General features: G+C 68.9%; 16 protein-coding genes. 7 read left to right on the plus strand and 9 right to left on the minus strand.

The window, feature by feature from the left end; genetic code table 11:
- Positions 1-7 precede the first annotated feature (7 nt).
- From LBN7_RS07720 to LBN7_RS07750, 7 genes are all read right to left on the minus strand, one after another.
- Complete coding sequence (locus tag LBN7_RS07720; RefSeq protein ID WP_407361432.1) at positions 8-769, minus strand: aspartate/glutamate racemase family protein; 762 nt, start codon at positions 767-769, stop codon at positions 8-10.
- Complete coding sequence (locus LBN7_RS07725) at positions 769-1560, minus strand: aspartate/glutamate racemase family protein (RefSeq protein ID WP_407361433.1); 792 nt, start codon at positions 1558-1560, stop codon at positions 769-771. The genes LBN7_RS07720 and LBN7_RS07725 overlap by 1 nt, the downstream gene beginning before the upstream one ends.
- Positions 1561-1610: 50 nt before the next feature.
- Positions 1611-2189 (minus strand): TetR/AcrR family transcriptional regulator, encoded by a 579-nt coding sequence (locus tag LBN7_RS07730; protein ID WP_165808084.1) that lies wholly within the window; start codon positions 2187-2189, stop codon positions 1611-1613.
- Between the two features lie 85 nt (positions 2190-2274).
- The gene (locus LBN7_RS07735) at positions 2275-3546 is read right to left on the minus strand and encodes a Gfo/Idh/MocA family protein (RefSeq protein WP_116636042.1); all 1272 of its coding nucleotides are present in this window, start codon (positions 3544-3546) and stop codon (positions 2275-2277) included.
- Complete coding sequence (locus LBN7_RS07740; RefSeq protein WP_341946616.1) at positions 3543-4361, minus strand: carbohydrate ABC transporter permease; 819 nt, start codon at positions 4359-4361, stop codon at positions 3543-3545. The genes LBN7_RS07735 and LBN7_RS07740 overlap by 4 nt, the downstream gene beginning before the upstream one ends.
- On the minus strand, positions 4358-5281 hold the full coding sequence (locus LBN7_RS07745) for a carbohydrate ABC transporter permease (RefSeq protein WP_116636044.1): 924 nt from the start codon (positions 5279-5281) through the stop codon (positions 4358-4360). The genes LBN7_RS07740 and LBN7_RS07745 overlap by 4 nt, the downstream gene beginning before the upstream one ends.
- A gap of 3 nt (positions 5282-5284) precedes the next feature.
- The gene (locus LBN7_RS07750) at positions 5285-6607 is read right to left on the minus strand and encodes an extracellular solute-binding protein (RefSeq protein WP_341946617.1); all 1323 of its coding nucleotides are present in this window, start codon (positions 6605-6607) and stop codon (positions 5285-5287) included.
- A 123-nt stretch (positions 6608-6730) separates the two neighbouring features.
- Between LBN7_RS07750 and LBN7_RS07755 the strand changes: the two genes are divergently transcribed.
- From LBN7_RS07755 to LBN7_RS07785, 7 genes are all read left to right on the plus strand, one after another.
- On the plus strand, positions 6731-7837 hold the full coding sequence (locus tag LBN7_RS07755) for an ROK family transcriptional regulator (protein WP_116636046.1): 1107 nt from the start codon (positions 6731-6733) through the stop codon (positions 7835-7837).
- Between the two features lie 94 nt (positions 7838-7931).
- A complete protein-coding gene (locus LBN7_RS07760) occupies positions 7932-9230 on the plus strand; it encodes a glycoside hydrolase family 16 protein (RefSeq protein WP_165808085.1) in 1299 nt (432 codons plus the stop codon).
- 52 nt (positions 9231-9282) lie between these two features.
- Positions 9283-9912, plus strand: a complete 630-nt coding sequence (locus LBN7_RS07765) for a hypothetical protein (RefSeq protein ID WP_407361434.1) — start codon at positions 9283-9285, stop codon at positions 9910-9912.
- Between the two features lie 55 nt (positions 9913-9967).
- Positions 9968-11005 carry an FUSC family protein gene (locus tag LBN7_RS07770; RefSeq protein ID WP_407361435.1) on the plus strand — a complete coding sequence of 346 codons (1038 nt, stop codon included), beginning with the start codon at positions 9968-9970 and terminating at the stop codon, positions 11003-11005.
- A 154-nt stretch (positions 11006-11159) separates the two neighbouring features.
- A complete protein-coding gene (locus LBN7_RS07775) occupies positions 11160-11828 on the plus strand; it encodes a DNA alkylation repair protein (RefSeq protein ID WP_407361436.1) in 669 nt (222 codons plus the stop codon).
- A gap of 13 nt (positions 11829-11841) precedes the next feature.
- Positions 11842-12555 (plus strand): purine-nucleoside phosphorylase, encoded by a 714-nt coding sequence (deoD, locus tag LBN7_RS07780; protein ID WP_407361437.1) that lies wholly within the window; start codon positions 11842-11844, stop codon positions 12553-12555.
- Positions 12556-12720: 165 nt separating this feature from the next.
- Complete coding sequence (locus LBN7_RS07785; protein ID WP_407361438.1) at positions 12721-15354, plus strand: DEAD/DEAH box helicase; 2634 nt, start codon at positions 12721-12723, stop codon at positions 15352-15354.
- Here LBN7_RS07785 and LBN7_RS07790 read toward each other — a convergent pair.
- The gene (locus LBN7_RS07790) at positions 15326-16999 is read right to left on the minus strand and encodes an ABC transporter ATP-binding protein (RefSeq protein WP_407361439.1); all 1674 of its coding nucleotides are present in this window, start codon (positions 16997-16999) and stop codon (positions 15326-15328) included. The genes LBN7_RS07785 and LBN7_RS07790 overlap by 29 nt on opposite strands.
- Complete coding sequence (locus LBN7_RS07795) at positions 16996-18630, minus strand: ATP-binding cassette domain-containing protein (RefSeq protein WP_407361440.1); 1635 nt, start codon at positions 18628-18630, stop codon at positions 16996-16998. The genes LBN7_RS07790 and LBN7_RS07795 overlap by 4 nt, the downstream gene beginning before the upstream one ends.
- Positions 18631-18679 lie beyond the last annotated feature (49 nt).

Genomic DNA, 18679 nt, shown 5'->3' on the forward strand with positions numbered 1-18679 from the left:
CTGCTTCTCACACCATCGGCCGGGCGTCGCCGGCTCCTGCTGGTTCCGGCCAGGAGCTCGTGGCTCCGGGTCGGCGGGCGAAAGTACGGCGACTGCTGCGCAAGCCCATCTCGACGATCGACTCGAGCATCCGCAAGGCCGTGACCGACGGATCGATGACAGGCACGTCGATTCCGTCCTGGGCGAGTCGAGCGGATACAGCGGGGGCGTGGCCGCCGACGCCAGTCAGCCCGAGAACGATGACCTCGGCCCCGTCGAGCTCGACGGCCGCGCGGGCGCACCGCGCCATCGATGCGAGGGCCGCCTCGGGATCGCGGCCGATCTCCGCGGTCGGGATGTCGAGCGAACGGGTCGATGTCAGCTTCGGCGCTACGCCGAAACGTCGCGCGTGCTCGATCACCGGATCGCAGGTGCTCCTGGTGGCGGTGATCACTGCGAATCGGTGCCCGAGCGTGGCGGCCAGGTGCATCGACGCCTCTGCCGAGCCGAGGACGGGGACATCGACGACCTCCCGGGCCGCGTGCACGCCGGGATCGAGCATGTCGTCGACCAGAATCGCGTCGCATCGGTCGGCCTCCGCCTCCCGCGCCGCGCGCAGGACCCACGGGGTGACGAGCGCGTCGTCTCGCCGCGATTCGATGGACGCGACGCCGGCGGGCAGAGTCGCCGCGGACACCCGGGTACCGGATGCGGCCGCCCCCGTGAGCAAGGCGAGAGTCGCGGCCTCGCGCTCGGTGCTGACGGTCGGATTGATCACACGCAGGTGCATCAGCTGTCACCCCTCTCGAAGCCGGCGACGCCGAACCGCATCTCCGGCCCGGGCCAGACGATGGGTGTCGGCGGGGGCGCTGGGTAGGAGACCGCACTGTGCGAGAGGCCGAGACGCACCAGCATCCGCGCGTGGTGGGCGGCAGCTTGCCGAGGGTCGATCACGGGAACGTCGAGGCCCACGTCCACCAGATGCTCGGACAGCCGGTCGATGAGATCGGAGAGGAGGGTGCAGCCGGCGATGATCGCCTCGGCCCCGTCCTCGCGGACGGCGATGGTGGCGACCTCAGCGAATCGCCGGAACGTCTTCTCGGGATCCTCGTGCAACTGCAGCGGGGAGATTCCGATGCCTCGGATCGACGCGCTGCGATGCTCGAGACGATTGCGCTCGACGATCTCACGGACGACGGGGATGTCCTCGTCTGCGGTCGTCAGAATCGTGAACCGGCCGGCGAGGCACAACGCGAGGTGCATCGAAGCCTCGGCCGGGCCGACCACCGGGATGCGGACGACCTCGCGCACGGTATCCAGGCCGGGGTCGTCCATGCAGTCGATGATCACGGCCTCGGCCCCGGCGCCCTCGGCGCGCATAGCGGCGTCGATGATTCCGGGAACGGAGAACTGATCATCCCATCGGCTCTCGATCGAGTCCGTCCCGGCCGCGAGTGACCGGTGATCGAAGACGACGCCTTCGACGACAGGGAAGAGGTCATCGCTGTCCTCCGGCAGCACCACCGGTGCGATGACCGTGATGCGCACGGGCTCATCGACGGGACGGAGGGAGGGGATCATGAGGTTCCTTCACGAGGTGTCGGGCGCCGCATCGTCACGGCACCGCGGGCTCAAGCGGAGATGACGGTGGACAGGTGTCGCCACGCCTGCTCGAAGCGCTGACGGTAGACCTCGGGCGTGTAGTGGGTCAGCTGCAGGAAGAGGCCGTCCATGATGACGAACACGAGGGCGATGAAGCCCTCCGCGTCGCCTGCGCCGAACCCTCCCGAGGCGACACCGGCTTCGTAGGTCTGACGAACAGCGGTGGCGAGTCCGGACTCCGCGTCCAGGAAGATCTCGCGCAGGTGCTGACCGCCTGGGCCGTACTCGGTCACCGCCGCGCGCAGACTGAACTCGGCGAGGTCAGGACGGTCGCGGTAGTAGGCCTCGATGCCGCCGAGGATGTGCCGCAGGCGGGCCAGCGGTTCGAGCTCGCCGCTGCTGCGGGCCAGATCGTCGAAGAACGCCGTGTGCTCGATGGCGACCTCGGCGTACACCGTCTCGTACAGCTCCTCCTTGCTCGAGAAGTGCGCGTAGAGAGAGGGCGTCTTGATCCCGACGGCTTCGGCGATCTCGCGCAGGCTCGTCTCGGCGTACCCCTGGCGCGCGAAGATCGTGCGGGCCTCGGAGAGGATCGTTGCTCGGGTCATCATCTACCTAACGACTATTAGTTAGGCAGAGAGTAACCCCGTTTGCCGGACTTGCACAAGACCCGCGAGGCCGCGGCCCCACTGATCAGTGCGTCGGGGAGGGAATCGGCACCACCGCGTTGCGCGTCCGCGCCTCCTCGGCGAGCCAGACGATCCGGTGCGTCGCCAGGCTCTCCTGCGGCCCTGACAACAGCCCCGACCGGTCGCCGGTGCGGACAGCGTCGAGGAACGCCTGGACGAGCGCGTCGTCGGCGCCGCCGTGTCCGTCCGCCGCGCTCGCGTTGCCCCGGGACTCGGGGACGACGTCGTACTTCTCGTCCCGAGCGAAGTCGTGCACCACCAGCGTGCGTCCATCGCCCTCGATGCTTCCGTCCGTTCCGAAGAGGCGGGTCTTGCGGAAGTCGAGTTCCGTGAACGCGGTGACGGTGAAGGATGCCGTCACCCCGCCCTGATACTCGATGTTGACGACCTGGTGATCGACCACGTCGTTCTGGCCGTCGAAGACGCAGCGCCCGTACGGCCCTTCACGCAGCGCGCGGTCGACGCCCTCCGCGGAGACGTCGGTCGTGAGCACCGCGAGCGGCCAGCGCTCGAACGTCTCGTCGCCGAGGAAGCCGCGGTAGATCCGTGTCGCGGAGTACGCGCAGGTGTTCTGCAGCGGGCAGTCGAGGCAGCGGTCGGTGGCTCCGACCGGCTTGCTCTCCGGCCGGAAGTGCAGGAGGCTCCCGAAGGACGAGACGCGCTCGGCCGGGAGACCGATGATGTAGGAGAGCCAGTCGATGTCGTGGCTGCTCTTGGTGAGCAGCATCGGACCGGATTCCGCCTCTCGCGCCCAGTTTCCGCGGACATACGAGTGAGCGAAGTGCCACCACCCGATCGGCTCCAGGTGCTCGACCGAGACCAGACGACCGATCACGCCGTCGTCCAGCAGGCGCTTGAGCGTGCGCGAGTAGCTCGAGTACCGCATGACGTGACACACCGCGAGCATCACACCCGCGGCTTCGGCGGCCTCGACGATCCGGGCGGACTCCTCCTCGGTCGGCGCGATCGGCTTCTCCAACAGCAGGTGATAGCCGGCGCGGGCGAGACCGATCGCGGGTTCGGCATGCAGACGATCGGGAGTGGACACGACCGCCGCGTCGGCGACTCGCTCGCCTCGCGCGACGATGTCCTCCCACGTCGCGAAGCACTCTATGCGCTGTCCGGCGAACTCGGCCAGGAAGGCGTCCCGTCGTGCGCTGTCGGGCTCGACGACCGCGGTGATGGCCGCGCCCTGTGCCACCGCGCGCCGCGCGTAGCCGGTCCCCCGCGATCCGGCCCCGATCACAGCGAGGCGGACGGGATTCGAGAGGATCATTTGAGGGCTCCTTGGACGAGGCCGGCGACGAACTTGCGCTGGAAGATGAAGTAGAGGATCACGATCGGAGCGATCACGATGATCGTTCCTGCCGCCAGGAGGGGGATGTTCTCGCCGTACTGCTGCACGAACGTCCCCAGACCGGACGGTGCCGTGCGCCGGGAGGGATCACGGATGAGGATGAGCGCGAGCAGGAACTGGTTCCACGCCCACATGAACGTCAGCAGCGCGTAGGTGATGATCGCGGGCTTCGCCCCCGGAACCAGGATCTGCACCAGGGTGCGGAACCGGCCGGCGCCGTCGAGTTGGGCGGCTTCGATCATCTCCGCCGGGACGGACTCGAAGTGCGTGCGCATCCAGAAGATCCCGAAGGGCATGAACGCGCCGGCCAGCGGGAGGATGACCGCCCAGTAGGTGTCGATCAGGCCCGTCGACCGCATGGCGAAGTAGAGCGGGATGACGATCGCCTCGTAGGGGAGCGTGAGTCCCGCCAGGAAGAACGCGAAGAGGAACCCCTTCGCCGGCATCCGCATCGTGCCCATCGCGTAGCCCGCGAGCGTCGCGCACACCACGGAGACGGGCACGACGACGAGGGCGATGATCGCGCTGGAGGCCAGCAGCGAGCCGAATCCGGCCATGCTCCAGGCGCTCGCGAAGTTGCCCCACTGCGGGTCGGTCGGCCAGGTGAGCGTCGGCGCGAGAGTGTCCGCCGGCTGCAGCGCAGCCGAGACGAGCGCGAGGAAAGGCACGATGACGCTGAGCACCGCGACCAGAAGGAACGCGATGGACAGGATGCGGGAGCCGGCGGATCTCATGCGCCTCGCCTTCCGATTCGGCCGATCACGGCGACGAAGACGAGGATGATCGCGCTCAGCACGGTGGCCAGCGCACATGCGAGCCCGACTTCGTTCGAGGTGAAGACGAGCTTGTAGATCAGCACGCCGGGGACGATGGTCTGGTAGCCGGGACCGCCGCCGGTCGTCACGTAGACGATGTCGAAGCTCGCGAGTGCCGAGATGAGGGTGACGGTGACGGCCACGACGATCTCCGCCCGCACCCCGGGAACCGTGACATGCCAGAACTGGCGCACCGGGCCGCAGCGGTCGAGGCGTGCGGCTTCGTAGAGCGAGGGATCGATCTTCTGGATGCCGGCGAGCAGGAGCATCATGCACAGCCCGGTCGTCACCCAGGTGCCGATCACGCCGACCGCGGGATACGCCCAGGTGAAGTCGCCGAGCCACGCCCTGGCCACATCCCCCAACCCGACCGCTCGCAGCATCTGATTGATGGGGCCGTCTGCCGCATACAGGTAGCGCCACACGACGCCGACGGCGACGAGAGGCAGGATCTGCGGAAGGAAGAGCACGGTCCGCACGAACCCCGATCCGCGGCGCGGACGCGCCGCGATCACCGCGGCGATGAGAAGCCCGAGGATGACCGGGAAGACCGTGTAGAACACGATGAAGCCGAGACCGTTGCGCAGCGCCACGACGAGCCGTTCGTCGGTGGCGACCTTGATGTAGTTCTCGAACCCGGCCCAGGTCGCGGCCCCGATGCCGTCCCACTCCCAGAAGGAGAGCCAGACGCTCTGGACCCACGGCGCGATCGTGAAGGTCCCGTAGAAGACGAAGGCGGGAACCAGGTAGAGCAGTGAGCTCCAGCCCCGTCGCGTCCGCCGGGAGGAGCCGGTCACACGACCGGACTCCCCCCGTGTGCGGGTCAGCGGTTCGGTCATGGATCAGCCGGCGTGCGCTGCGGCCCAGTCGGCCTGGATCGAAGCGATGAAGTCGCCCACCGACATCTGCCCGGCGATGAGCTGCTGCGTGCCCGCCTTGAGGGCATCGTTCATCGTCGCTGTCGCGTTGTTGTTGAATGCGACGAGACCGTCGGCTTCGGCGATCTCCGCCCAGGCGGCGACGATGTCGCCCTGGAGGGTCCCTTCCTCTGCGACGGCGACCGTCGGGTCGTCGGGCATGAACCCCTGCGCGAACTGCTGCTCACTCGCCTCCGGCGAGCGGAGGAAGTCGAGGAAGGCCGCGGCCTCGTTCGGGTGCTCGCTCTGCGTCGAGATCGCATAGGCGACCGACGTGCCGATCCCGGTGGTGTTCTCGCCCGGGAAGGGGAGGAAGCCCGCGTCCTCACCCAACCCCTCACCGATCTTGCCGGCATCCCAGATGCCGTCCACCAGGAACAGGCCCTTGCCGCCGATGAAGTTGTCCACCGCGCCCTGGAGGTCGGTGCCGTTCACGGTCGTCGGGTCGCCCAGGTAGCCGGCCTTCTGCCAGTCCGTGAGAGTCTGGGCGGCGGCGTGGTTCGCCTCCGTGTCGAAAGTCGCACCCTCATGCCCGAAGGCCCACGCATTGGCCGTGTCGGCTCCCGACATGCCCTGTCCCAGCAGCTGGACGACGAACGCCGCGTGCCCTTCGGCATTGCCGAGCTGCACGGGGAGCGCACCGGCCGCCTTCGCGGTCTTCAGAGCCGCCTCGAACTCGGCCAGCGACGTCGGCGCCTCGATGCCCAGCTCGGCGGCGATCGCCTTGTTGTAATAGGTGCCGACGAGCGAGAAACCGGCGGGGGCCGCGTAGAGCGCTCCCCCGTCGCCGAGGGTCGTCCCGTCATCGGCGACGCGCCACTGGTTGAGCTGGTTGGCAGGGAAGAAGTCGTTCCAGCCGTAGAGGTCGGCGTAGTCGTCGAGCGGCAGGACGAGCTTGTTCTTGACCGTGTTGGCGACCGCGTTCAGGAGCACGATGTCGGGCGACTGATCGCCGGAGAGGTTGAGATTGACGCTCTGGTTGTAGTCCTCGTAGTTGGTCTGCGAGTACTCGATGGTGATGTTGGGATGCTCGGTCTCGAACGCGGCGATCGTCGCTTCGGTGGCTGCACCGGATTCCGGCGTGGACATCAGGGTGAGCGTGATGTCGTCGGTCGTCAGCTCGGTGCTGGCGTCGGTGCCGGCGCCGGCGCCGGTCGTGGTCGCGCCGGGCGCGCAGGCCGTGAGACCAAGGCCGAGGAGGGCGCCCGCCGCCAGAGGGGCGAGGACGAGTCGCGTGCGTCGTTGCATGGAGTGTCGCTTTCGGGTGGAGGAGAGATTCTATTTTGCAACTCTCCGGGGTAATTCCCAAAGATAGGACAGCGGTCCGATCGTGTCAAGCCGCACCGTCAGCGGATGTGGTAGTCAGGACACGTGACCTCACCCGCACTCGGAACCGATCTCGCCGCCATGCGGCGACTCAACGGTCAGGCCGTGTTGACCACGCTCTGGGATGAGGGCGGCCCACTCACCGCGAGCCGCCTCGCCGCGTCGACCGAGCTCTCCCGCACCACGGTCGAAGCCGTCCTCGCCGAGCTGCTCGACGCTGACCTGATCCGCTCCGAGCAGCTGCGTCCACGAGGGGCGGGGCGACCCGCACGCGGATACCGGCTGGCTGCCGACCGGGGCGTATCCGTCGGGATCGACATCGGCCCGCACGGGATCGCCGGGATCGCGGGCGACCTGCGAGGCACGGTCGCCGCACCGCACAGACGCATCGAACAGGATCTCTCCGGCGGCGCAGACGCCGTCACGGCCATCACCGAGATCGTCGAATCACTGCTCGAGGAGTCGACAGCGTCGACCCGCGAACTGGCGGCGCTCACCGTCGGGATCCCCGGCATCGTCGACGCCGACGGTCACCCCGTGAAGACGACGGTGGTTCCCGACTGGCTGGCTGTCGACATCGATGCGCACCTGCGGCGGATGTTCCCCGGCGCCACGATCGCCTTCGACAACGACACCAAGCTCGCCGCCTTCGCCGAGATCGAGAACGGTACGATCGGCGCCGACGAGACGGCCGTGTTGCTACGCATCGGGAATCGGATCTCCGCCGCGTCGGTCGTCGAGGGAAGGGTGGCTCGAGGGGCGCACGGAGCTGCCGGTGAGATCGGCGCTCTGCAACGGGTGGCCTGGCCACAGGCGCAGCAGCGCCTGTCCGCCCGAGCCGAGGACGGTCTGGAGCTCCTGTTCCGCCGGCACGGCGGCAGCGACGAGGCGATCGCCGAGTTCGCCGCCGGTATCGCCGACGGTCTGGGTGCGCTCGTGCTCGCCATCGACCCGCACGCGGTCGTCGTGAGCAGCAGCATTCCCGAGGCATCCGATCGACTCGCCGATGCCCTGCGCTCCGAACTCGCCGGACGGGCGCTCTTCGTGCCCGAGCTCCGCACCTCGTCGCTCGGAGCAGCCGCCCCCTGCCTCGGCGCCCTGGCCGTCAGCAGCGTCGCAGCGCGAGAGCGGTTGTTCTCGCAAGAGTATTGACAATTACGTCAGAGTCCGGGTTAATTGTCCTCGCTGGTCGATGAGTGTTCTTCGCGACCAGATCCACGATCAGAGTCGATCCCGAGGAGCCCCCGTGACCCGCCGAAACCCTGCCCGTATCCGCACCCGCAGACTCGCCGCATCCGCGATCATCGCGACGACCGTGGGCGCGCTGGTCCTGTCCGGACCGGCCGCCTGGGCGGCGGACACGCCACCGAACCCGGACTCGAAGCCGGGCTACACCCTGGACTTCGCCGAGGAGTTCTCCGGGACGACCCTGAACACCGACAAGTGGATGCCGAACTACCTGCCGCATTGGGTCCCCGCCGAAGACTTCGCAGACACCGCCGCGCGCTACACGATCTCCGACGGCACCATCAAGCTGCGCGTCGAGCAGAACCAGCCGCCGTGGAACCCGGATCAGGACGGAACGGTGGTCTCGTCGGCCATCCAGACCTATAACCAGAACAACTGGCACCCTTTCAACTCCTCGGCGGTCAACCGCAACAACCTGCCGACGTTCAACGGCTACTCCACCAAGTACGGGTACGTCGAGGTCAGGGCGAAGAACTCGAACGCCGGCGGCGGCGGCCACCAGGCGCTCTGGCTGGTCGGGACCAACACGACCGGCGGGCAGTCCGAGATCGACATGATCGAGACGTTCTTCAGCACGCCGAACAGCTGGCGCATCGCCGCGTATGGCTGGGGAGACCCCAACTTCCTCGGTTCCTGGTCCCTCGACACGGTGCCGGTGTCCGGATCGCCCACGACCGAGTTCCATGTCTACGCGATGAACTGGACGCCCACCGAGCTGAAGTTCTACTACGACGGCCAACTCGTGAAGACGCTCAACGATGCTCCGAACACCGCGATGGGCATCATCATGAACATCTACACCGGCGCGGGCTCCGGCCAGCCGAACGGAGTCTGGCCCAAGCAGTGGGAGGTCGACTACCTGCGGGTGTTCAAGGACAACGCCGGGTACTCCGAGGCCGTGTCGCCGACGTGGAAGCTCATCAACAACCGCCACCGCTCCGGCGCGGTCAACGTCGAGCCGAACGACGGCCTCGTCCGATTCGGCGACGTTCCGAGCACGTACTGGAGCGCACAGTGGGTGCCCGAGCCGACCTCGTCCGGCGCGACCAAGTACCGCAACCGGTGGACGAACCAGTACCTGTACGCGAGCGGCTCGACGGTGCGACACGGCACAGCGGCGACGGCCGGCACCGCCGCGGAATGGTCGACGCCGTCGGCGGGCAGCGGGTACGTCCGCATCCAGAACGCCTCCGGAGCACTGCACGTGGAGAACGGCACCGGAAAGGTCGAGTTCGGCAACGTGTCGAGCTCCTGGTGGTCTTCTCACTGGCAGTTGAACGCGGCGCCCGCCAACTGAGATGACACCCGTGGGAGGGGCGCTTCGGACCCCTCCCACGAAAGGAGACGTGATGAATCCCACCCGCCGCCGCACCACGGCCGCCCTGTCCTTGGCGTTGGCGCTCATGGTGACGGCCGTCCTCACCGGTTGCACGGAACCCGCGGCGAGTGCTGCACCGAGCGCCTCAGCGACACCGCGATTCGACCCCGACGCGACCCTCTGGAGCGTCTCATCGACCGAGGAGGCCCTGGGTCTCGACGACCCGGACGTCCAGGCGCTCCAACAGGTCGTCGCGCTGCACTCCGGCGCATCCGACAACCGCTCCCCCGCGACGGTCGCGGAGTCGGTGGCCGCAGAGGAGACGTACTTCACGCCGCTGTTCAGCGAGAAGCTCGCCGCGCAGGGATACCGCGATGCCGTGGTCGCGATGTACGACGACGCCGACCTGACGATCGAGCAGACCGGGGTGGCGTGGCTGCGATCGACGATCGACGCCGATCGCCTGCACGCGACCGTGGGCTTCGAGTCGCTCTTCGCCATCGTCGAGGCCTCGGAGGGATACCTGCACGAGCTCGACGTCGACCCCGGCGCGGAGTTCGCCCAGCCGCGTGAGTACTCGCTGACGAAAGTGGACGGCATCTGGCTCATCGACGACATCTCGAAGGGACCGCTCCGCAAGTCTGCGGAACCCACCCCCTGACGACGCAGCGACGGCGAGCGGCGGCGAGCGGCGGCGCAGGACTACCGTGGACGACATGCGCATCCCCGCCGCCATCCGCGCCTCGCAGCGCTCCCCGCTGCTGCAGGTCGTGAAGTCGGCGGCGGCGACCATCGGAGCCTGGATCATCGCGGGCTGGGTCTTCCCGGCCCAGCTGCCGGTGTTCGCCGCGATCGCCGCACTCCTGGTGGTGCAGCCGAGCGTCAACCAGTCGCTGTCGAAGGCGCTCGAGCGCAGCATCGGGGTGATCGCCGGCGTGCTGGTCGCCGTGGCGCTCGGCCTGTTCCTCGGGTCGTCGAGCTGGGTCGTGCTGCTGGCGATCGTCGTCGCGATGCTCGTGGCCTGGCTACTCCGGACCTCGCCCGGCACCGGCAACCAGATCGCCATCTCGGCGATGCTCGTGCTGGCGCTCGGCTCCTCCAGCCCCGAGTACGCGTTCGCCCGCATCGTCGAGACTCTGATCGGCGTCGCGATCGGCCTCGTGGTCAACGCCCTCATCGTGCCACCCGTGCTCGTCGCACCGGCACGACGTGACCTCGGACTGCTCGGGCACGAGCTGGCCGCGAGCCTCGACCGCCTGGCCGACGCGCTGCCCGAGCCGCAGACGCCCGCCCGGCTGCAGGAGCTGATGCTCGAGGTCCGTCTGCTGCGGCCGATGAAGAACGTCGCCGAAGCATCCATCGCCGCCGGCGAGGAGTCGCTCACCCTGAATCCGCGCCGCTCCACGCACCGGGCCGAGCTGCGCGAGATGAGGCAGCTCCTCGACCGACTGTCGCCGATCGTCACCCAGACGATCGGCATGACCCGCGCGTACTTCGACCACTACGACGACTCGATCGGCGAAGAGCCCGTGGTCGCGGCCATCGCGGATCAGCTGCGTCGGGCAGGGCACGACGTGCGCCTCGCGGTGCAGATCGCCGACGTCGCCCCGGAGCCCGAAGCCCTCACCTCGGCGATCCCCGCGCTGACAGCTCCGCTGGTGGTGCGCCCGCCGTCGTCGCAGCACTGGATCCTCATCGGCTCGCTCATGGAGGACCTGCGCCGCATCCACGGCGGGCTGCTCGACGAGGACTGACTCCGGCTGCCTTCGCCGACGAGGTTGGATGCCGCGAGTCGGGCGTGCACGATTCAGCCATTCTCGCCGGATCGCCCGATGCATCCGCTTACATCGGGCCGGGCGCCAAGTTCTTGCTGAGTTGCGCACGGGGTGGCGGCCTACTCTGGACCTCATGCACGACATGACGCTCGCGGAAGCCCTCGGGGAACTCGCTGCGCTCGAAGACCCGAAGATGCGCGCGGCCAACGAGAAGCGCGGCGACGACCACGGCATCAACCTCAGCCGGATGCGCGCTGTGGCGAAGAAGATCAAGACCGATCAGCCGCTCGCGCAGGAGCTGTGGTCGACCGGAGAGACCGCCGCCCGACTGCTCGCTCTGCTGATCTGCCGTCCGCGCGACTTCACCGCCGACGAGCTCGACGCGATGCTCCGCGAGACGCGCCCACCCAAGGTCAACGACTGGTTCGTGAACTACGTCGCGAAGAAGACCCCGCTCGCCGAGGAGATGCGGCTGCGCTGGTTCGACGACCCCGACCCGACCGTCGCCGCGGCTTCCTGGTCGTTGACCTCCGTCCGCGTCGCGAAAGACCCCGACGGGCTCGACCTCCCGCACCTTCTCGACCTCATCGAGCGGGACATGAAGGACGCCGCGCCGCGACCGCAGTGGTCGATGAACGAGACCCTCGCCACCATCGGCATCCACCATCCGTCGCTGCGCGTGCGGGCACTGGAGATCGGCGAACGCCTGCAGGTGCTCGCCGACTACCCCACCGCTCCCGGATGCACCTCCCCCTTCGCCCCGATCTGGATCACCGAGATCGTGCGCCGGCGCGAGGGCTGATTACGCTGGGCTGATGAGCACGCACATCGCCGCAGAGCCCGGTCAGATCGCCCCCGTCGTGCTGTTCCCCGGCGATCCGCTGCGCGCGAAGTGGATCGCGGAGACCTTCCTCGACGACGCCGAGCTGTACACCGACACCCGCGGGATGCTGGGCTTCACCGGCACCTGGGAGGGACAGCGCATCTCCGTGCAGGGCTCGGGCATGGGTCAGCCGTCGATGGCGATCTACGCCAAAGAGCTGTTCGACTCCTACGGCGTCGAGACGATCGTGCGGGTCGGATCCTGCGGCGCGCTGACCGAGAAGCTCGCCGTGCGCGACATCATCATCGCGAACGGCGCCTGCACCGATTCGGGCATGAACCGCGTGCGCTTCCATGGCCTCGACTACGCGCCCGTCGCCGACTTCTCACTGCTGCGCGCGGCCGTCGAGGCGAGTGAGGCCGAGCCCCCGGCATCCGCTGTGCACGTGGGCCTGCTGCTGTCGAGCGACCAGTTCTACAGCACCCGCCCGGAACTCAACCAGCCGTTCGTGCAGCACGGAGTTCTCGGCGTCGAGATGGAGACGAGCGGCCTCTACACGCTCGCCGCCTACTACGGACGGCGGGCGCTCAGCATCTGCACCGTCTCCGATCACATCGTCACGGGCGAGGAGACCAGCGCGCAGGAGCGGGAGCAGACCTTCGCCGACATGATCCGCATCGCGCTGCGTGCGGCGACTGCGGGCTGACCGGGCCGCGACGCGTCAGCGCGACCGGACTCCGCGTTCACAATTCAGCACATCCGCGCGGTTCCCGCCCGATCGGGGCCGAATCACGCGATTCAGCACAGTTCTTGCTGAATTGTGAACGGCCTTCGGCGATGACGGGCGCACCCGGTAGGGGATGATCGAAGGATGCTCCTCGACTCCCTGCCGGACAGCGCCGACCCGGATGCCGTCTACCTGGCGTTCGTCGAGTGGGCGGAGTCGACCGGCATCCGCCTGTACCCCGCCCAGGACGAGGCGGTCATCGAGATCGTCTCGGGCAACAACCTGATCCTCTCGACGCCGACCGGGACCGGGAAGTCGCTCGTCGCGGTCGGTGCGCATTTCTCGGCCCTCGTATCGGGGCGCCGCAGCTTCTACACCGCGCCGATCAAGGCCCTCGTGAGCGAGAAGTTCTTCGCCCTCGTCGACGTCTTCGGCGCCGAGAACGTGGGCATGATCACCGGCGACTCCTCGGTGAACGCGGATGCCCCGATCATCTGCTGCACCGCCGAGATCCTGGCGAACCTCGCGCTGCGTCAGGGCTCAGACATGAACGTCGGCCAGGTCGTGATGGACGAGTTCCACTTCTACGCCGACCCGGAGCGCGGCTGGGCGTGGCAGGTTCCGCTGTTGGATCTTCCGCAGGCGCAGTTCATCCTGATGTCGGCCACTCTCGGAGATGTGACCACGCTCGCCGCCGACCTCACCCGGCGCACCCACCGCGAGACGGCATCCGTCACGGGCGTCGAGCGGCCCGTCCCGTTGCACTTCTTCTACGAGACCACGCCGATCCACGAGACGATCGACGATCTGCTGAACACCGGCCAGGCGCCGATCTACGTCGTGCACTTCTCGCAGGCGGCCGCGATGGAGCGCGCGCAGGCCCTGTCGAGCACCAAGGTCGCGACGCGCGAGCAGCGCGATCGGATCGCCGACCTCATCGGAGAGTTCCGGTTCACGACCGCATTCGGCAAGACTCTGTCGCGGTTCCTCCGCGCGGGAATCGGCGTGCACCACGCCGGAATGCTGCCGAAGTACCGGCGCCTCGTCGAGCAGCTCGCCCAGCGCGGGCTCCTCCGCGTCATCTGCGGCACCGACACCCTCGGTGTCGGCATCAACGTGCCGATCCGCACCGTGCTGCTCACGGCGCTGACGAAGTTCGACGGCACCCGGATGCGGCAGCTGAACGCCCGCGAGTTCCACCAGATCGCCGGCCGAGCGGGGCGCGCGGGCTTCGACACCGCCGGCACCGTCGTCGCACAGGCACCCGAGCACGAGAGCGAGAACGTCGCGGCGGTCAAGAAGGCCGGCGACGATCCGAAGAAGAAGCGGAAGATCGTCCGCAAGAAGGCGCCGGACGGTTTCGTGTCGTGGGGCGAGCCGTCGTTCCGGAAGCTCATCGACGCCGTCCCCGAGACGCTGACATCGCACATGCAGATCACGAGCGCCATGATGCTCAACGTGATCGCCCGTGGCGGCGACGTGTTCGCCAATATGCGCTCGCTGGTATATGACAACCACGAGCCGCGATCTCGCCAGCGAGAACTGGCGATACGCGCGATCGGCATCTACCGCACCCTCCGCGAATCGGGCATCGTCGAGACGTTCGACGCTCCGACGGGCTCCGCGTCCCAGGGCGGCTCGAAGGGCGTCAGGCTCACGGTCGACCTGCAGCCGAACTTCGCCCTGAACCAGCCTCTGTCGCCCTTCGCGCTGGCGGCGTTCGAGCTGCTCGACCCGGACGCTTCGACAGGCTCAGCGACCCAGGGAACGGGCACAGGCTCAGCGACCCAGGGAACGGGCACAGGCTCAGCGACCCAGGGGACGGTGGGAACGGGGAACTACGCCCTCGACATGATCTCGATCGTCGAGCCGACGCTCGACGATCCACGGGCCGTGCTGAGTCAGCAGGAGTTCCTCGCTCGCGGCGAGGCGGTGGCCGCGATGAAGTCCGAGGGCATCGAGTACGACGAGCGGATGGAGCTGCTCGAGCAGATCACGTATCCGAAGCCCCTCGACGAGCTCCTCACCGCCGCCTTCGAGACGTTCAGCGCGGCACAGCCCTGGATCCGCGACTTCGAGCTGCACCCGAAGTCCGTGGTCCGCGACATGTACGAGCGAGCCATGTCGTTCGGGGAATATGTCGCGTACTACAAGATCGCCCGTTCCGAGGGCGTCGTGCTCCGGTACCTCTCCGACGCGTATCGCGCCGCCTCGCAGACCATCCCGGAGGAGCTGAAGGACGAGGATCTCCGCGACCTCATCGAGTGGCTGGGAGAGCTCGTGCGCCAGGTCGACTCGAGCCTGCTCGACGAGTGGGAGGAGCTGCGCGCCGGCATCGACAACGGACGCTTCGACGACGGGTCCCCGAGCCTGTCGAAGGGTGACGAGCCGATCGTGCCGCCCGCGCCCAAGCGCCTCACGAGCAACGTGCGCGCCTTCCGCATCCTGGTGCGCAACGAGCTGTTCCGGCGCGTGCAGCTGGCAGCTCGCGAAGACGTGGATGCTCTCGCCGAGCTCGATCCGGCGTTCGGCGCCGACGCCTGGTCGGCTGCGCTCGACGGCTACTTCGACGACCACGACGAGATCCTCACCGGCGCGGACGCCCGCAGCTCGAAGCTCCTGATCCTCGAGCAGGGCAGAGAGCAGTGGACCGCGCGTCAGATCCTCGACGACCCTGCCGGCGACCACGACTGGGGCATCTCCGCGACCGTCGACCTCGCGGCATCCGACGAGGCCGGCGAGGCCGTGCTCACCGTGACCGGGGTGGACCGGCTGTAGTCGCGACCTCCTCCCTCTCCACACCGACGACCCGGCTGAATCGCGACAGCGTCTCTCGCCGATGCGAGGCGGCGATGACCGTTCCCTGGAACCGTTCGAGCACGTCGGAGATGATGCGCTCCGACTCGGCATCCAGGCTCGCGGTGATCTCGTCGACGATGAGCACCCGCGGCTCGCGACACAGCGCCCGCCCCAGGGCCAGCCGTGCGCGCTGGCCGCCGGAGAGGCGCACCCCATGCTCCCCGAGATCGTCGTCCAGGGTGATCCAGCCCTCGGCGCCGACCCGTGTGAGCGCGTCGCGGAGCTCCTCGTCGGTGCGGGTTTCGGCACCCCGCACGAGGTTGTCCCGCACGGTGCCGTGGAAGAGCCGGGCATCCTGCTCCACCACTGCCACGGTCCGGCGAAGGTCGTCATCGCGGATGCGGTCGAGGGGGTAGGCGACGCCCTCGACGTCGACGAGAGCCACCGCCCCCGCCGAGGGGTCCCACAGCCGGGCGGCGAGTGCGATGACCGTGCTCTTGCCCGCTCCGGACGGCCCTGCCAGTCCGATGTGCTCGCCAGGATCGACGTCGATCGACCAGCCGCGCAGCACCTCCGTCCGGTCGTCGTAGGAGAACACGACGTTCTCGAAACGCACCCCGAGCGGACCGGTCGGCAGCGGAAGCGGACGATCGACCGGCGCGACGACCGGTGGACGGTGCAGCCCCGCGACCACGCGATCCGCGCTGGCGATCAGGGGGTGCAGCTCCGATACCGTGTGCGCGGCGTCCGCCACGGCGGCGACTCCCGCGACGGCGAGTGCGATCGCGGCGGGCAGCGATGCCGCCTGGGCGCCGCCGATCTCGCCGCCGAGGAGCGAAGCGGCGATCACCCCGATCACGACGGCGGTGAGGATCAGCTCGCGCGTCCCGTCGACGAGATGGGCGATCCCTTCCCGGCGGCGGGCGATGAGCGAAGAGCGCCGGGTCCCGGCGACCGCCTCGCGCACGACCCGGCTCTGCAGCCCGTAGGCGAGGACCTCGCGCAGCGCCCCGAGCGCGTCGACCAGCCGTTCGGACTGCTCTTCGCGCTCCCGCTGCTCGCGCGCACCGATGCGCCGTGCCGGTCCCGCTCCTGCCCAGGCGGTGAGCGTGACCGCGATCGCGCCCCCGAGCATCACGAACCCGGCCACGGGCAAGACGAGGAACGCGCAGACCACGGCTCCGACGAACAGCGTGAGCGCAGCGCCGATCTGCGCCACGGTGTGCGCGTAGAAGAACTCCAGCTTCTCGATGTCGGTCATCGCGACGGATGCCGCACGCCCGGAATGCTCGCGACGGCGCCCGGGAACGCTGCGCGAGTACGCATCGAAGAGCGCCATCCGCAGTCGGGCGAGCACGCGATAGGCGAGGGCGTGCGACACGTCCATCTCGCGCCAGGTGAGGAACGTCCGCAGCAGCACGAGCGCTCCGAGGGCGATCCACCAGACGGTCGGCGGCCACTCGCCGTGCACGACGGCCCTGCCGACGCCGAGCGCGGTGAGCACACCGATGGCGGCGAGAGCGCACAGGCTCGTGGTGGCGATGAGGTAGCTGCCGATCATGCGCCGCCATTCGGGTCGCAGCGGTGGAAGCAACCGGGCGAGGATGGCTCCGGACGAAGTCATGCGGCCTCCTTCACGAGCACTCCGTCGCGCAGCACCCGCACATCGGCGACTCTCGCGAGAGCCTCGGGCCGGTGGCTGATCATGAGCACGATCCTCTCGGCGGCGACGCGTTCGAGCGTCTCGGCGACGGTCAGCGCACTGCGGTCGTCGAGGGCGCTGGTCGGCTCGTCGACGAGCAGCACGGGACGGCCGGCGAGCAGCGCTCTGGCGAGGGCGAGGCGCTGCCGTTGCCCGCCGGAGAGACTCGTCCCCGCCTCCGCCACCATCGCGTCGAAGCCTCCGGGGATCGCCCGGATCTCCTCGAGCACGCCAGCCGCGGCGCACGCATCCTCCATCGCCTCCTGCCCGGCATCGAACAGATCGACGTTCTCCCTGATGGTGCCGGCGAACAGGACGGGGCGCTGGGAGACGACGGCGACATCGCTCGGGCGGAGGGGGCGCCCATCGAGCTCCACCGTCCCCCCTGTCGGCGGGAGGAAGCCGAGGATCAGGTCGAAGAGCGTCGATTTTCCCGCACCCGACGGCCCGGCGATCGCGAGCACCTCGCCGCGCTCGACGTGGAGGTCGACACCGCGCAGGACATCGTCATCGGCGCCCGGGTAGCGATACGACAGGCTCGAGATGCGGAGCGCGTCGCCATCGGTCGCCGACAGCGTGCCGAGGTCCGCCGCGGCCGGGGCGGACCGACGGAACGCGCCGAGTGCCGCCAGCCCGGGAACGGCCGTGAGCCCGAGGAATCCGGCATGCCAGTGACGCGAGAGCTCGCGGACCGGCCGGAACGCCTCCGAGGAGAGCAGGAGCAGCGCGTAGACCTCGACGACCGGCGGCTGCCCGGTCATGACGGAGACGACCGCGAGTCCGGCCGCGATCACGACCCCCGCCTGCACGGCGAAGTCGGTGATCGCCGTCTCCGCGAGCGACGACCGCATCACGCGTTCGGTGGCCATGCGCAGGGCCTCTGACCGCGCCTGCAGGCGCGAACGCGTCGCGGGGACATCGCCCAGCGCACGCAGCGTCGACATCCCGCGGAGCGACTCGAGCAGGTCGCCGCTGAGGGTCTCATAGCTGTCCCAATGCGTGAACCCGCGCCGAGCGAGCATCCGCTTCCAGGCCAGCGGACCCAGCACCGCGAGCACGATCCCCGCCGCGACGCACAGCGCGATCAGGGGAGACAGCACCGCGAGGAGCCACACCGCGATCGCACTCCCGATGACGAGCTGCGCCACCGCGGGAACGTACTTCGACACGTAGGCGTCGGTGCCGTCGATGCCGTCGCCGAGCACGAGCTGGGTCGAGCCATCGCGGAGGCGGGCGTCGTGCAGCCGTTCGGGCACGAGTGCCGCGGTGAGGGCCGCACCCCTCAGGTCTTCCCGGACCTGCCCCCCGAGGCGTGCGGCGGCATCACCCTGCACCAGCGTCAGGAGCACCCGCGTCAGCCCGATCGCGAGGATCGCGCCGATACCGGCCACTGCGCCCGCCGTGTCGGCGCGCACGAAGGCGGCGAGCGACCAGGCGAGAGCGAATGCCTGGAGCAGGTGCGTCGCGAACACGAGGAGAAGAAGGAGGATGCTCAGGGCCAGGAGCCAGGGATGCCGTCGCGCTTCGCGCCACAGCTCGGGGACGATCATCATCGTGAACCTCCGGGAGAGTCGAGGAAGGCGACCGCCAGAGGCGGCGCCT

The sequence above is a fragment of the Microbacterium sp. LBN7 genome, assembly GCF_045690345.1.
In the GTDB taxonomy this organism is placed as follows: Bacteria; Actinomycetota; Actinomycetes; order Actinomycetales; family Microbacteriaceae; genus Microbacterium.